Annotated in this window: 9 protein-coding genes; 6 read left to right on the plus strand and 3 right to left on the minus strand. The window is 41.7% G+C overall.

The window, feature by feature from the left end; translation table 11 throughout:
• Positions 1 to 10: 10 nt before the first annotated feature.
• Complete coding sequence (locus tag RCC89_03180; protein ID WMJ72173.1) at positions 11 to 1,045, plus strand: type IX secretion system membrane protein PorP/SprF; 1,035 nt, start codon at positions 11 to 13, stop codon at positions 1,043 to 1,045.
• A 13-nt stretch (positions 1,046 to 1,058) separates the two neighbouring features.
• Here the strand turns inward: RCC89_03180 and RCC89_03185 are convergent, their stop codons facing one another.
• Both RCC89_03185 and RCC89_03190 read right to left on the minus strand, forming a co-directional pair.
• The gene (locus tag RCC89_03185; protein ID WMJ72174.1) at positions 1,059 to 1,994 is read right to left on the minus strand and encodes a calcium/sodium antiporter; all 936 of its coding nucleotides are present in this window, start codon (positions 1,992 to 1,994) and stop codon (positions 1,059 to 1,061) included.
• A gap of 1 nt (position 1,995) precedes the next feature.
• Entirely contained in the window at positions 1,996 to 3,075 is a 1,080-nt protein-coding gene (locus RCC89_03190) for a site-2 protease family protein (GenBank protein WMJ72175.1), read from the minus strand.
• A 172-nt stretch (positions 3,076 to 3,247) separates the two neighbouring features.
• On the opposite strand from RCC89_03190, the gene RCC89_03195 reads away from it, so the two are divergent.
• From RCC89_03195 to RCC89_03205, 3 genes are all read left to right on the plus strand, one after another.
• Positions 3,248 to 4,741 carry a glycosyltransferase family 39 protein gene (locus RCC89_03195; GenBank protein WMJ72176.1) on the plus strand — a complete coding sequence of 498 codons (1,494 nt, stop codon included), beginning with the start codon at positions 3,248 to 3,250 and terminating at the stop codon, positions 4,739 to 4,741.
• A gap of 112 nt (positions 4,742 to 4,853) precedes the next feature.
• Positions 4,854 to 5,735: a PorP/SprF family type IX secretion system membrane protein gene (locus RCC89_03200; protein ID WMJ72177.1), complete on the plus strand. Its 882-nt coding sequence runs from the start codon at positions 4,854 to 4,856 to the stop codon at positions 5,733 to 5,735.
• Between the two features lie 22 nt (positions 5,736 to 5,757).
• Positions 5,758 to 12,507: a gliding motility-associated C-terminal domain-containing protein gene (locus RCC89_03205; GenBank protein WMJ72178.1), complete on the plus strand. Its 6,750-nt coding sequence runs from the start codon at positions 5,758 to 5,760 to the stop codon at positions 12,505 to 12,507.
• A gap of 537 nt (positions 12,508 to 13,044) precedes the next feature.
• On the opposite strand, the gene RCC89_03210 is transcribed toward RCC89_03205, so the two are convergent.
• Positions 13,045 to 13,743, minus strand: a complete 699-nt coding sequence (locus RCC89_03210) for a porin family protein (GenBank protein ID WMJ72179.1) — start codon at positions 13,741 to 13,743, stop codon at positions 13,045 to 13,047.
• Positions 13,744 to 14,111: 368 nt separating this feature from the next.
• Here RCC89_03210 and RCC89_03215 point away from each other — a divergent pair, with 368 nt between their 5' ends.
• Both RCC89_03215 and RCC89_03220 read left to right on the plus strand, forming a co-directional pair.
• The gene (locus tag RCC89_03215; protein WMJ72180.1) at positions 14,112 to 14,927 is read left to right on the plus strand and encodes an N-acetylmuramoyl-L-alanine amidase; all 816 of its coding nucleotides are present in this window, start codon (positions 14,112 to 14,114) and stop codon (positions 14,925 to 14,927) included.
• 104 nt (positions 14,928 to 15,031) lie between these two features.
• The gene (locus RCC89_03220; protein WMJ72181.1) at positions 15,032 to 16,078 is read left to right on the plus strand and encodes a CBASS cGAMP-activated phospholipase; all 1,047 of its coding nucleotides are present in this window, start codon (positions 15,032 to 15,034) and stop codon (positions 16,076 to 16,078) included.
• Positions 16,079 to 16,149 lie beyond the last annotated feature (71 nt).

The raw sequence follows: 16,149 nt of genomic DNA on the forward strand, positions 1-16,149 counted from the left end.
TTTTAAGCTTATGAAACAGGTTTACCAAAATATCATCAAGTTTACAGTTGCTCTAGTTTTGCTGGCAAACTTATCTCATGCCCAAGATTTTCAACTGACACAGTTTTATGCATCTCCTTTGTTGCTAAACCCTGGTTTTGCTGGGGCCACTGGCCAAAACCGGGCAACTTTGCATAATAGGGTTCAGTGGACTGGGTTGGCAAAGCCTTATAGAGCACATGTAGCATCATTTGACCATAGTATGCCTCAACAAAGAAGCGGAATTGGTGTAATGGTAGCTTCTGAAGTTAACGGAACGTCCAGGTTTAGGACCCAGACAGCTAATGTTGTTTATAGCCATAGGATAGATGTCAACTCTTCGTGGAGTATTCGTCCAGGGTTACAATTTGGGGTGGGTAACCGTAGGATCGATTATAGTCAACTCGTGTTTGGGGATCAGATTTATGAAAGGGGATTGACGGGCACACAGGAGGACTTTTCTAATATGAACAGTAGGTATTTCTTTGATGTGGCCTCTGGAGTAGTTGTGCACAACAGTCAAGTTTGGATAGGTTTTTCAGCGCATCACCTGAACCGTCCTGATGTTACTTTTGTGCGAAGTGGAGAAGCGCTGCCTATCCGTATGTCTGTGCACGGAGGTGCAAAAATTAACCTCGATAACAATAGGATAAGAAGCTCCTATAAATCACGTCCGGACAATGTGTTGATTCCTTCCTTTAATTATAAGCAGCAAGGTAATTTTAGGCAATTGGATTTGGGGATGTACTGGAATTATGAACCTATTATTGTGGGGGCATGGTACCGCGGTATTCCAGTCTTCTCTTCCGAAGAGGGGTATCCTTTCAGGGATGCGGTAGCTATTTTGGTAGGGACTAAGTTTAATGGGTTCTATTTTGGTTATAGTTACGACTTTACTGTTTCTCGTATGGAGGTTTACAATTCTGGTGGCGCCCATGAGCTTTCTATTTCTTATGTATTTCCCGAACGCCGTAAGAAGAAGCCTAAAAAACGTAGAGATATGATTATCCCATGCCCTGACTTTTAAAGCATATTTCAGGTTAAAATATTTCCAGGACTTTGGCTAGGAACAAGACATAAAATACTAGATAAAGAATGCCTTCAAACCTATTAATTACCTTGTCTCTAATGGTGAAGAAGAAAAGTAGAGAAGAGAAAACAGTGAAAGGAATTCCAATGGTAACGATATTGCCTTCAATGGGAAGTGTTTCAAAAAGAGAGGCAATGCCCATGACAGCAAAAGCATTGAAGATACATGAACCTGCCAGATTGCCAATGGCCAATTCTGCTTTGTTTTTTTTAAAAGCATCTAAACTGACAAATAACTCCGGCAAGGAAGTTCCCGCAGCTATAGCGGTAGCAGCTATCAGCTCTTCCTGTATTTTAAAGATAGCGGCCATGTTAACCACAGACTCTATGGCATAATTGCCGCCTATGACAAGAAATACAAGACTGAGTGCAAAAATAATGTAGTACTTCAAGCCTGCCTTACTCGAAGCGTGGTCTGGCTTCTTGTTTTCAGGGAGAGGGGCTTTGTTTAAATAGGTAAGATAAGCAGCAAAAGCAATTAGCCCAACTATTCCTTCCCAGCGGTTAAAGCTTTGATCATAGCAAGTGATGATTAAAAATACGGCAGAGCCTGTAAGGTATTGAATGTCTATATCACTGAAGTCGAAGTTCAGGTGTATGAATTTGCCGCTTATAACAGAGGCCAGTCCTAAGACAAAGAACACATTGGCGACATTGGATCCCATTACATTGCCCGCGACCATTTCAGGAGCTCCTTTTAAAATTGAAGCAATGGAAGTTACCAGCTCCGGCAAAGAAGTCCCTGCAGCAACTAGCAATACACCTATTACAAAAGGTGATAAATTAAAAGAAAGACCAATTTTCTCAGCGGAGAGATTAAAGTAATCGGCTGCTTTAATCAATATATAGAGAGAAACAATAAAGGTAAATAACCAAACTAGCGTCATATCACTGTTTTAGCACAGACTGCACCATTAAAAATTCATTTACATTGTTTTGGTTTATTACGCCGATGACCCTTTCTCCTTCCAAGACCGGGAAAAACGTACTTTTTGATTTCTGGGCAGCGGCAAATACTTCTGTTAGTTTGTCATCTGCCTGAAAGGTATCAAATTGCCTACGCATGATTTCTGTTACAGGATGTTCCATTTTATTGTCTTTCAGGGCCGCAAGAATATTATTGGTAGAAACCAAGCCTATAGGTTTGCCTTCATCTTCGACCAGGAAATCTTGATCTGAACCAGCTAGAAGCTTATCTACCGCATCTTTTACTGTATTTTCAGGATGAAGAACCATAAAACTGGTCATCATTGCATCCCGAATGGTATAGCCTTTCAATAAATCAAAATGTTGCACATGCAAATTTTCTGCATGGGCGGCATAAAACACAAATATACCTATAAATACTAAAAAGAGGTTGTAAAACAAGCCTATAAAAATAAATGCAATGGCCACTACTTGCCCTGTTTTGGATGCAATGTTTGTAGCCTTTATCCTGTCCATTTTTAGAGCCAGCAATGCCCGGAAAATTCTTCCACCGTCCATAGGAAATGCTGGAATGATGTTAAAAAGGACTAATATGACATTGACAGAAAATAGGCTGAACAAAAAGTTTTCCCTTGAAATGGCCGCTAGTTCCTCTTCCTCTACAGGGATTTGGTCAAACGGTATAAAAAAGAGCAATACAAGTGCTATTGCCACATTTACCGCCGGACCAGCAACGGCAATAGCCAATTCTTGCTTTGGGTCTTCGGGCATTTTTTCAAGGCTTGCCACCCCGCCAATGGGCAACAGCGTAATTTTGCGGGTGCCGATGTTGTATTTTCTGGCAGTCAGTGAGTGTCCTAGCTCATGCAATACAACACAGCCAAAAATAGTAAGAACAAAACCGACAGTTAATAAAATGCCTGTCAAATCGGCTCCTCTGCCAGCTTCGGCAAAGGCGATCCAAGCAATTAGTAGCAGGAAAGTCCAGTGAATTAGAATTCTAATGCCGGCTATCCGGCCAATGTTCCATGACCATTTCATAAAAATCCTATTTTAAAAAGCTAATGATGTTACCTGCCTATACTATCAACCAGTGATTGCTGAATAAGGTTATCATTTAGTTTCAGTGAGTAATTTATAAGAATGCGATTTAATTATTTTATATCTTTACATAAAAAATTTCCCTTACTCTATTCAATGATATAAATCACTAATGCAAAACCGGATAGTCGTCTTTTTTATTTTTTCCTTATACCTCGCACTGCATCTTTATACGCTTAATTTAAACCCTTTGCCTTGGTTTGATGAAACTTTTTTTGCTAGTATATCTCTCAGTTTGGCTGAAACAGGTAAACTAGTACCTGGAGTCACTAAAACCATTCAGGAAGGTCGCGAAATGTTAATTCATGGACCCGTTTATTACTTTTTAGGTGGATTGTCTTTTGAATTTTTTGGGCTGGGCATTTTTCAGTTCAGGATCATTAATTTTCTTTTTGGCATAGGTTTGGTATTTATTACTGCTAGAATTTTCCGTAACAGATACAAGGACGCTGATGTGTCGCTACCGGTATTTCTCATAGCTACATTCTTGCTCGACCCTTTCTTTAATTTGAGTCTTCACGAGGGACGTATGGATTTGGTTGCTGCGTTTTTTGTTTTTACATGTATTTACTTGCTTCTGAAGGGGCTGGAAAATAAGCAGATCATGTACTTTTTGGCATCTGGCCTTTATGGTGCAATGGGTTTACTGACCACTCCTCGGGTGGCTTTTATTTTTGCTGCTGTTTTTATAGTTTTTTTAGTATTGACTTTTAAAAGGGGGGGGGTAAAAGGCTTGCTGCAAATTTTGCTCTGGGGCCTGCCTTTTGTAATTCTTTATGGAATGTGGGTCTGGTACGCTTTTGGCGATTTTGGCGGACTTATTTCCTATTACCAAAGTATTGCCACAGGAAAACATACGGTAGACGTTACCTTTATCGGGGGCAATTTGTATATACCACGACATGAATACTTGCTTATTGGGGTGGCCGGTATTTCACTTATTTATGGACTTATTAGAGAAGGTTTCAAGTTTTTTGATGCGCTAATATGTATCAGCATATTGTCTGTGGTGCTTTTTTATCTTTTAGTAAGGGACATGGGGCCATATTCAGCGTTGATTTTGCCATTTTACTATATAATTATTTTCAAAAGCTTTCACCTCAGTGGGCATTTAACTTTAAAAAACCCGGTAGTTTACTTAATGGTTGTTTTATTCGCATTTAACGCAGGCTTTTTCCTCATCAAAAACATTCAGGTACTTTTTGAAAGGTTAGAACGTAATCCTGAAATAGCTTATAGTTTTATAGAAGACCATATTCCAGAGGGAAGTAAAGTGGTAGGTGATCCATTGTATTATTATGCCGTGAAGCGGTCTGGCTCCGATTATCAATATGCAGATCTTTTTGGAACATTAGAAGAAAGAGAGCAAGCATTAACAGAGGAGTGGGGTTATGAATACTTTATAGTCACCGAACAGCTTCGTATGCGTCGTCCAGAGGTTATTCGACACTTTTTTGAGCAAGAAGATTTCGTTGAAGTTGCCAGATTAATTAGTAGGCAGAATCCTATCAGCCGGGCTATTTCCAGGCTTGGCATCACTTCTGACATGGAAAAAGATGGGTATAGTGCTATTATTTATAGAAGAAAAGTAGCTGAAACTCCTTAAATCACCCAAGTTCCAGCAGTTTAGAAATATATAACAACAGAAACATTACAAAGGCTAATAGGTTAAGCATACTTTTTATTGCCAGCAATTATTTTATATGTACTCTTTTAAGATGAAGCCCTTTTTAACTGTTGCATTATTGGCAATAGCATTTTCTAGCTATGCGCAACAGTACTACTCTTTTAGCCAATATATGTACAATCCATTGGCTATTAACCCTGCATTTGCGGGATATTATCAGGTGCCGGAGGCTACCTTTTCTGCCCGGAGCCAATTAAGCGGAATAGATGGGGCTGGTAGCAGCGTAGCTTTAACCGGACATGGTAAAGGTCCTGGGCAAAATACCGGACTGGGTGCCTTAGCAAGTAATGACAGAATTGGTGTAAGCAATGTGACCTCTTTTCAAGGAGTGTATTCGTATCAGCTGGTTTCGAAAAACAAAAACTCCTATACCTCATGGGGCTATGTGCCTGAAATGCTCTCGTTTGGACTTAGTGCTGGAGTTACTAGATACTATGAGAATCTTACAAGCTTGAACATTGATAATGATCCTAATTTTGCTGCTAATGTGAATAGGTTTCTTCCTACGTTCGGTTTCGGTGTTTTCTATAGTAAAGATCCTTTCTATATAGGTGCTTCTATCCCTCAACTGATGAACAACTTTGGGGCTGACAACATAAATTTGAACAGGCATATTTTTTTGAATAGTGGCGTTCATCTGGAGACCAGTGCCTTTACAAAATTGCACCTCAATACCCTTGTCAAGTATGTATATGGTGCACCAGCCCAAGCAGATTTCAACGCTGTTATGACCTTTCATGATACATTCAAATTTGGGCTAGGCTATCGAACCGTCTCCCTAGTCAATTTTATGACCGGGCTGGATATTTCTAAAAGTTTTCGGATGGCTTATTTTTACGATATCCCTCTCGGAACAAGCCGAAATATTGCCTTTAGCATTCATGAAATCATGATAAACTACAGGTTTTTTTAATCTAATAAGAAATTAGCATTCAATGAATTACCCTAAATATAAATCGGTTGCTGTTTTAGGTGGCATTAATATTAAGCAAGTTTGCTTGCTTCTAATTCTAATATTTAAGGTTGGTCTATCAGACGAGCTTCGCAGTCAATGTCCACAAGTGCTTGTTACAGATGTGCCAGACTCGTCAATGACTATTGTAAATGCCGTAGATGGTGAGTCGTCAATGGGAAGCCAGGTAATCCATATAGGCGACATGAATGGGGATGGCATTAGTGATGTTGCTATATCAGCCCCTACTATGGATGCCGACGAAAGCAACGTAGGCGAAGTTTATGTTTTATTTGGACGAGAAGGTGGGCTTGATACAGAATTTGACCCAGCATCGCTTGATGGGTCTAACGGTTTTACCATTAGAGGCCATTTTGAAGGCAATAGGCTAGGCGTTTCTAGCCCTGCTGGCGACTTTAATGGGGATGGTTTTAGTGACTTGGTCGTAGCTGGGCGAGATACCAACTATGTGATATTTGGTGGCACAAACCTACCTGAAGTATTGTTGGTATCGGACATTGATGGGTCAAACGGTTTTGCTATATATAGAAGCTATTCTAATCCATTTGCTTATACGTATGTCTCCGTGATCGGAAACGGGGATTTTGACGGTGATGGTTATGACGATCTTATTTTAAGAACCAGGAATATCATGTCACAGTCTGAAAGTACCTCTTATATTCTTTTTGGAAATGAAGAAAGAATTGGTGAGGCATTTGACATTTTTGAACGGGAAGACGAGTGCTTTACATTTACCAGCAGTATCTCCACTTTATTGCCTAGGTATATTGGCGATATTAACAATGACGGACTGGACGATATAGCTGTAGGGGCGCCGAATGCTACATCTGGCGAAGGGAATACTGGGAAAGCTTTTGTGGTTTACGGGAGCCAGGATAGGACGTTGGAAGTCGAACTCTCCAACATGAATGAAGACATTGGTTTTGAAATCATAGGCGAGCAGGATGGTGGCCGTTTTGGCAGCACGGTTTCCTCGGCTGGAGACTTCAATAATGACGGCATCGACGATTTTATAATATCTGCACCTGATACAGAAATTGACGGTAATGTTAGGCAAGGGAAGGTTTTTGTAATTTATGGAAGAGAACAACCTTTTCCTGCAAGCCAAAGCATCCTGGAGTATGGTGGTAGTAGTAAGTTTACCATAGAAGGCAACGTTCAATTTGCCTCATTAGGAAATAGGGTGGGTTATGCCGGAGATGTGAACAATGATGGCGTGGACGATATAATATTAAGTTCATCATTTAACTCAGGAAGTTTTTGGGTGATTTACGGTAGTCCTGATTGGCCGGGGACGGTTTTCAATAGTGGAAGTGTGGATGGTGAGAATGGTTTTAGTGTCCGAGGAACCAATATGATTAGAAATTTTGCACACGCTATTAGTGCCGCTGGTGATTTTAATAATAATGGGGTTGATGATATAATTATAGGGTCTACTAGTGACAGAAATGCCGGAAACAGCCAAATATTTTATGGCAGGCCGCAAGGAGACTATATAGATACTATCCCTCCCTCTTTTTCCCGCTGCGACGACAGGGTACAAGCGGCCGGGACTACCTTGCTGGACTATCGGGCCATTGCAGAAAACCATGTTTCTGACAATTGCGACTTGCCGGTAACCTTGGAGCAAAGCCCAGAACGAGGAACGCCTGTTACTGGTGAAATGGAGGTTGTGTTAACTGCTACCGACTTTAGCGGAAACAGTAGCCAGTGTGTGTTCAATGTCAACATCAGAGAAGTTTCAGAACTAGAATGCCCGGGAACATTTACCATACCAGACAATACGGACGCCTCCAATAGCTATACACTTTTCGGCCCATATATTGAGCGCCATTTCAGGACATCGGCTGTTGCAGGACTAGGCGATATCAATAACGACGGTTATGACGATGTTGGAATCGTTGTCAATAAACATAGGGACTTGGATGAAGACATTCCAAGTGAAGTTTATATTGTATATGGTACTGCTGACGAATTACCTCCGGCTGATGATCTGTATATGCTGGACGAATCAAGAGTGTCCCGAATCGTTGCTCCTAATACATCTATTATAATTAATGAAATAAGGCAATTAGGAGACATCAATAATGATGGATATAATGACTTGGCTGTAGTTTCTGAACGCGGTTGCTATATAATTTATGGCTCTGCCAATGGCCTTCCTGAACTTTTTGACCTGGCGGATTTAGATGAAACTACAGGTTTTGAAATTCCCCAAGTTTATAATAATAGCATATTTACAATAGGCAGCGCCGGTGATATAAATGGCGATGGAATTAATGACATTGTAATTGGTGCGGAGGGAGCAAATCCCAATGGTATGTCTAATGCAGGTCAGGTTTATGTAGTGTATGGTACGCAAACTTTCCCACAATCTTTTGATTTAGAAGGCCTGAACGGCAACAATGGTTTTACAATAAATGGTTATGCGGCAAGTGTTAACCTTGGCAGGTCGGTGGATGCGGGAGGAGATATCAATAATGACGGGTTTGATGATTTGATAGTTGGTGTACCAGGAGCACGTCCAAATCCGGAGATTACACGAAGTGGCCAAGTGATCGTCATTTATGGAGCTCCCGCCCCTGAGTCAGCAACTATTGAAACCAGCGACCTTTCTGAAGAAACAGGTTTCTCTATTGATGGTATTACAGATGGAGAATTAGGTGTATCCGTAAGCAGCGGATTTGATATTAATAATGATGGGATCAGCGACTTTGTAATTTCCTCACCACAAGCGACCCCTCCGGTTGGCATTGTAAACAGTGGTGCTGGTATAAGTTATGTGGTATTCGGCCAAACCGACAACTATGGAAACTCTTTTGATCTTAATGAGCTGAATGGAACAAATGGGTTTGCTGTATATGGAAATACTCATATCGGTCAGGCAGGATTTAGATTGAGTAAAGCAGGTGATTTTAATAATGATGGTATAGACGACCTATTACTAATCGCTCCTTATGGAAGATATAACGGAAAAGCTTATGTTCTTTTCGGTACACATGACTGGGAGCCGTTTTTCCACCTGAGAGACATTAACGGAATTAATGGGCTTCATATAAGAAATACTACACCAGGTGTTGAACTCAGAAGTTGTATGTTTGCTGGAGACTTTAATGGTGATGGAATTGACGATATTATACTTGGAGCTCCACCAACATCTTCCTTTAACCCTCTCTGGGGTGCAAGTTTTATACTCTTCGGAACAGACAAAAAAATAGATAATAAAGCACCCGACTTAACCTGTCCTGAGGATCAAATGTTGACCATTGACAGCGAATTGCCTGACTTTGGTTCTCTGGCAGAAGTAAGTGACAACTGCGATCAGAATCCTTTTGTAGAACAGAGTCCCATGCCTGAGGTTGTCTTTACCAAAGATACTACCATAACCCTAACTGCTACTGACTTAAGCGAAAATGCCAGCAGTTGCACGTTCAGGGTAATAAAGGAACAGTCGCCGCCAGAAATTGTGTGCATAGAAGATCTGGAAGTAGATTGTAGTGAAATAGAGCTTCTAGATTATACGGAAGTGGTTGAAGTTACGGGAGAAGGGGTAATGACTGTTTTACAGGAGCCAGCGCCAGGTTCTGAAATTACCGATGGCATGACGGTGACTATTACGGCAGAAAACGAAGGTGGGGTAGAGGAATGTTCGTTTATCATATCTGTGTTAACCTCAACAGAGTTGCCTGAATTTGATTGCCCAGAAGATCAGGAACTGATGGCTGGAGAGGAAGTGCCTGACTTTACCGCACTAGTTGAAGCGATAGATGGCTGTGGGAATGTATTGGAGGTTGCCCAGTCTCCCGAATCCGGCACTGTATTTAGTGAAGAAATTACCGTTACGCTTTCAGCCACCGATGATTATGGCAATGAAGGCTCATGTACCTTTGCCATCACCCAAGACATCGTTGCTCCGACCGTTACTTGTCCCGGCGATCAAGAATTAGACTGCGCAGTTACCGAACTGCCAGACTTTACAGAAATGGCAGAGGCAAATGGCTCAGAAGAAATAACCCTTACGCAACAACCCTCGCCCGGTACACCTGTATCTGCCGGCATGACAGTGACCATTACTGCGGAGAATGACGGAGGTTCGGATGAGTGTACTTTTACCGTTTCCATAGCATCGCCTTCCGAAGGGCCAACAATTACCTGCCCTGGTGACAAAGTTCTGGCAAGCGGTGAAGAAATACCTGATTATACTGCAGATGTTGAGGCGATGGATGCCTGTGGGAATGTATTGGAGGTTGCCCAGTCTCCCGAATCCGGCACTGTATTTAGTGAAGAAATTACCGTTACGCTTTCAGCCACCGATGATTATGGCAATGAAGGCTCATGTACCTTTGCCATCACCCAAGACATCGTTGCTCCGACCGTTACTTGTCCCGGCGATCAAGAATTAGACTGCGCAGTTACCGAACTGCCAGACTTTACAGAAATGGCAGAGGCAAATGGCTCAGAAGAAATAACCCTTACGCAACAACCCTCGCCCGGTATACCTGTATCTGCCGGCATGACAATAACCATTACTGCGGAAAATGATGGAGGTACGGATGAATGTACTTTTACCGTTTCCATAGCAGCGCCTTCCGAAGGGCCAACAATATCCTGCCCTGGTGACAAAGTTCTGGCAAGCGGTGAAGAAATACCTGATTATACTGCAGATGTTGAAGCGATAGATGGCTGTGGGAATGTATTGGAGGTTACACAGTCTCCCGAGGCAGGCACAGTGTTTAGTGAAGATATTACCGTTACGCTTTCAGCCACCGATGATTATGGTAATGAAGGCTCATGTACTTTTGCCATAACCCAAGACATGGTCGCTCCGACCGTTACTTGTCCCGGCGATCAAGAATTAGACTGCGCAGTTACCGAACTGCCAGACTTTACAGAAATGGCAGAGGCAAATGGCTCAGAAGAAATAACCCTTACGCAACAACCCTCGCCCGGTATACCTGTTTCTGACGGCATGACAATAACCATTACTGCGGAAAATGATGGAGGTACGGATGAATGTACTTTTACCGTTTCCATAGCAGCGCCTTCCGAAGGGCCAACAATATCCTGCCCTGGTGACAAAGTTCTGGCAAGCGGTGAAGAAATACCTGATTATACTGCAGATGTTGAGGCGATGGATGCCTGTGGGAATGTATTGGAGGTTGCCCAGTCTCCCGAATCCGGCACTGTATTTAGTGAAGATATTACCGTTACGCTTTCAGCCACCGATGATTATGGCAATGAAGGCTCATGTACCTTTGCCATCACCCAAGACATCGTTGCTCCGACCGTTACTTGTCCCGGCGATCAAGAATTAGACTGCGCAGTTACCGAACTGCCAGACTTTACAGAAATGGCAGAGGCAAATGGCTCAGAAGAAATAACCCTTACGCAACAACCCTCGCCCGGTACACCTGTTTCTGCCGGCATGACAATAACCATTACTGCGGAAAATGATGGAGGTACGGATGAATGTACTTTTACCGTTTCCATAGCAGCGCCTTCCGAAGGGCCAACAATATCCTGCCCTGGTGACAAAGTTCTGGCAAGCGGTGAAGAAATACCTGATTATACTGCAGATGTTGAGGCGATGGATGCCTGTGGGAATGTATTGGAGGTTGCCCAGTCTCCCGAATCCGGCACTGTATTTAGTGAAGAAATTACCGTTACCCTTTCAGCCACCGATGATTATGGCAATGAAGGCTCATGTACCTTTGCCATCATCCAAGACATCGTTGCTCCGACCGTTACTTGTCCCGGCGATCAAGAATTAGACTGCGCAGTTACCGAACTGCCAGACTTTACAGAAATGGCAGAGGCAAATGGCACAGAAGAAATAACCCTTACACAACAACCCTCGCCCGGTATACCTGTTTCTGCCGGCATGGCCGTGACCATTACCGCAGAAAATGAAGCTGGAATTGATGAGTGTACTTTTGCCATACATCAAGGTAAATTACAAGTTACCTGCCCAGAGAGCTTTGAACTAGAAGTCTCAACGGAATGTAAAGCTATGATACCGGACGTGTCTGAACTTATTGAAATTAACTCTTGCGGATCAGGATGGGAGGTCACGCAAGAGCCACTGTCGGAACAATTAGTTTCTTCTGAAGAGCTTATAAACGTCACCGTAACAGACGAAAGTGGAAACAGCAGCAATTGCGCTATTAATACACATATAAAAGAGTTTTCAGTGCCGTCTGTTTCAGCAGGCTCAGATGCAACAATTGTAAGCGGTGAAACCCACACATTGGAAGTAAATGCACCCTCTGATGGCACTTTCTTATGGGAGCCTTCGGTTGGTTTAAACTATGATGACATCAAATACCCTGAGGCTTCTCCAGAGGAAACTACTGTTTACCGTGTTACTTTTACTGATCATAAAGGTTGCTCGGCACATGATGAACTTACCATTAAAGTGGTAGATATCTTAATTCCTAAAGGTTTCTCCCCAGATGATGATGGTATCAATGATGACTGGATTATTCGTGGCATAGAGAACTATCCTTTTAACGAGGTTACTGTGTATAACCGTTGGGGAGATCTGGTCTTTTCAGAAAGCGCTTATAATAATTCCGATAAGGTGTTTGACGGAAGGGCCAACAGGTTAAGAGGCCTTGGGGCATCAACCCTGCCTGAGGGCACGTATTTTTACAGCATTATCCTAGAAGCTGGGGAAGAGCCGCTAAAAGGCTTTTTAGTGCTGAAGCGGTAAATTAAACCTGAAATATGCATTAAAGCTTTCTATTGCGTAGTAAAATAACTTCAAATCAGACGCTTCGCTCGCATTTGGTTTTTAACCATAGAACCACTATGCCCCAAATACGCTGGTTTTTTGTTCTTTTGCCCCTCATAACGAAATTTAATGCATAATCCAGGATAAAAAAAGGCCGCTTCTTAAAAAAGAGGCGACCTTACCATTTGCGATATATGGGTTTGAATTATTCAGGTAGTTAACGGTGGTAATTATCGTGTAAATATACTACACCCAAAAAAATGTTTAAAATTTACGGTACTGACCGTTTTTCTTTGCCATTCGTATCTCCTGTTCCAGATCGTCTTAACATTTCTCCATAATAACGATATTATGCGACCAGCCAAACTCATCCACCATTTGGTGTCGGTTATGTATTTGCCATAATAACTAGGGTAAAACAACGGCAGTGGCAAGGCGATCAGGAGACACGGTCAGGGTGAGGTGCTAAAAATGTCAACACTAACAGTTTTAGCACCTTCTATATAATTTTATAAATTATCTACCGCCTAATGGTATGATATAGCCTGCTGAAACGGTAAAATAGCGGTTTCTTAAGGGGCTTTCTCCTTCTGGCCTTTCTCCATCCCAGTCTGTTATATCCATTAAGCCATAACTGTACCTTCCTTCCACAAAAATATCACCAGGTCCCACTTTAAACATCACACCAGTTCCCAACGTAACTCCAAAATCAAAACGTTTCAAACCATCCTCTTTAAAATCAATTTCTCCTTCATCTCTAATGTTATGCCTAAAGCCAAACCCTTCCAAAGTATGACTTTCACGAAAGCGACCACTTAAAGCATATCCTATATATGGGCCGCCATTAATAAAAAATCCAAATTTTTCACTGCCAAACCTGGCCTTTGCCAGAACTGGAATGCTCAGGTAATTAATTCTTGTGTTAATCACACCACTTTCAGTTAATCCATCCTCTGAACGTATATATCCAATAAGATCTCCTTGTCCGGAATAATTAACCTCTGTTTGCAAAGAAAATTTTTGACTAAAGGAATAGCCAATTATTAAACCTAAGTGCGGCCCTATCTCATCGCTTGACCATTCGCCAGGTCCAATCTTGTACAATTTGGCAATATTAACACCGCCCCTTACGCCTAAAGCAACCTGTGCATCAGCATTAAGCGACGTAAGTGTTGCTACAAAAGCAACAGCAACAAAAGTAAACAGTTTTTTCATGGATTAATTTAGTTAAAAATAACTGCTAAATTAGGTGAAATAAGAACTTAAAAAACCGTTTATCTAAATTTTAGTTTTCGCTAACCTACAAATATGGTCATTACAACTACATAAGATCAATAAGTTGATTACTGCCCTACCGAAGTTTACTTACATATACATCCGATTTAAAGTATGTGCATGAAGCTTGCTGGTGAAAACACCAACAAGTGGGGAGGATGGCCGATAGCAAATCGGCTTTGCTGAGGGTGGTTAAAAGAAGTTAGTTTTGCAATTTGCTCATAACAATGTTGTTATGCTCTTTCGAATTTACTATTTTTCATTTTTAAAACGGTTCATATTTTTTTAATATTTTACGCAAGTTTTTTATGGAAATTAGAGACTACTATTTACATGGGGAAGGAGTTTCGGTAACGGAAACGCCCAATAGGAGCGGTGCCTTTGCGGAAGGATTGCCTGACACTGTGCTGATACACTATACAGCAGGCCCTAATTTGTCTTCTGCGGTCAATACGCTTACCAACCCCTCATCGCGTGCATCGGCGCATATTGTTATTGGCAGGGATGGTGAAATCAGGCAATTAGCTCCTTTCAACATTATTGCTTGGCATGCAGGGCAAAGCCAGTATAAAGAACGGACAGGTTTTAACCAATATTCCATTGGTATTGAACTGGACAATGCCGGTGAGCTGACCCGTCGGAATGGTGGGTATTATAGCTGGTTTGGTAGAAGGTATGCTAAGGAAGAAGTTGTCAAAGCGGTGCATAGGAATGAAACGGTCGAGAAATATTGGCATGCCTTTTCAGAACGGCAAATCGCTTTAGTTTATGACTTGTGCATACTGTTGAAGGAAACGTATAACATTAAGTATATTTTGGGACATGAAGAGGTGTCGCCGAACAGAAAATTAGATCCTGGGCCAGCATTTCCGCTTGATAAGTTAAGAGATAAAATTTTGAACCCGGACAGGAGCCAAAATGAGGCTGAATCTCCAGAAATTCCAGAAGAAGGTGTAGTTTCCGCCAGCAGTTTAAATATACGTTTACAGCCAGATGTCGAATCAGAAAGAGCGGCTCGCCCCTTGCCCAATGGCACAAAAGTAAAAATATTAGAAGCGAAAGATGGCTGGTACAAAGTACAAACCCTTTTGGAGGGTTGGGTAAACGGCAAGTACATTAAATAATTTCATTGCCAATATTTCAGTTTTGCACTATCAATAGCAAAACTGTTTCACATAAAAGAGCTACCTTACAGTTCGATTTTTAACTAAACTTTTTTATCAAGAAAATGGTCAGAATTCTTTCGATAGATGGTGGTGGAATACGGGGCATTATTCCTGCACGCATACTTATCTCGCTGGAAGATAAGCTGAAAAAGCACAGCAATAATCCTGATGCCAGATTAGCCGATTATTTCGATTTCATTGCTGGAACCAGTACCGGAGGTATTTTGGCGTGTATCTACTTGTTTCCCGACAACAACAACCGTCCAAAGTTTTCGGCAAACGATGCATTGAATTTTTACAAATCTTATGGAGAGAAGATTTTCAGGCAAACGCTATGGCGCAAGATCACCACAGTTTGGGGTCTGTTAAGAGGCAAATACGCTCCAGATGTGCTGGAAGAATGCCTTGACAAATATTTTGGAGAATCCACCCTTGACCAGCTACTCAAACCCTGTATCATACCTTCTTTTTCTATAAGGCCAAATGTGTCAGACGGTTTAGAAAAGAATAGGCCTTATTTTTTCACCCAGCATGACGCAAAGCTAAAACCTAAAGAAAATTTTTCTCTAAAAGAAGTCTGCCGTTCCACATCGGCAGCCCCAACGTATTTCCCACCTGCCTTTGCATTGTCTAATTTTGGTGAGGGAATGGGTACTATCGATGGTGGTGTTTTTGCCAATAACCCCACCTTATGTGCTTATGCAGAAGTACGCAAAGCAGTATCACAGCCCAAAGCCAAGGACATGTTCATAGTGTCTCTTAGCACAGGTACCACAGGGGTGCGCATTGATTATAGCAAAGCCAAGAACTGGGGCACAATTCATTGGGTAAAGCCGCTGATAGACACTATGATGAGCGGTGTTTCACAAACAACATCGTATCAGCTAAAAAAAATATTTGAGGCAGCAGAAGTGCCAGACCAATATATAAGGCTTGAGCCTAGGTTAGAATCTGGTGAGGCAAGTATGGATAATGCTTCTCCTGAAAATATACAAAACCTCATCAGGATAGGTGAGCAAAAAGCTAAATCCAAAAACGAGGAACTTGAATATATTGCTAAAAGGTTAGTGGAAACAAAGCCTCAAAAGCTAGAGTATGTCCTACGGTAGAACATAGGTTTTGGTCATCATGAATAATTATAGATGGTAAAATAGTTAATTATATGCTTTGGGTAACTTCA

Source organism: Cytophagaceae bacterium ABcell3 (assembly GCA_030913385.1).
In the GTDB taxonomy this organism is placed as follows: Bacteria; Bacteroidota; Bacteroidia; order Cytophagales; family Cytophagaceae; genus ABcell3.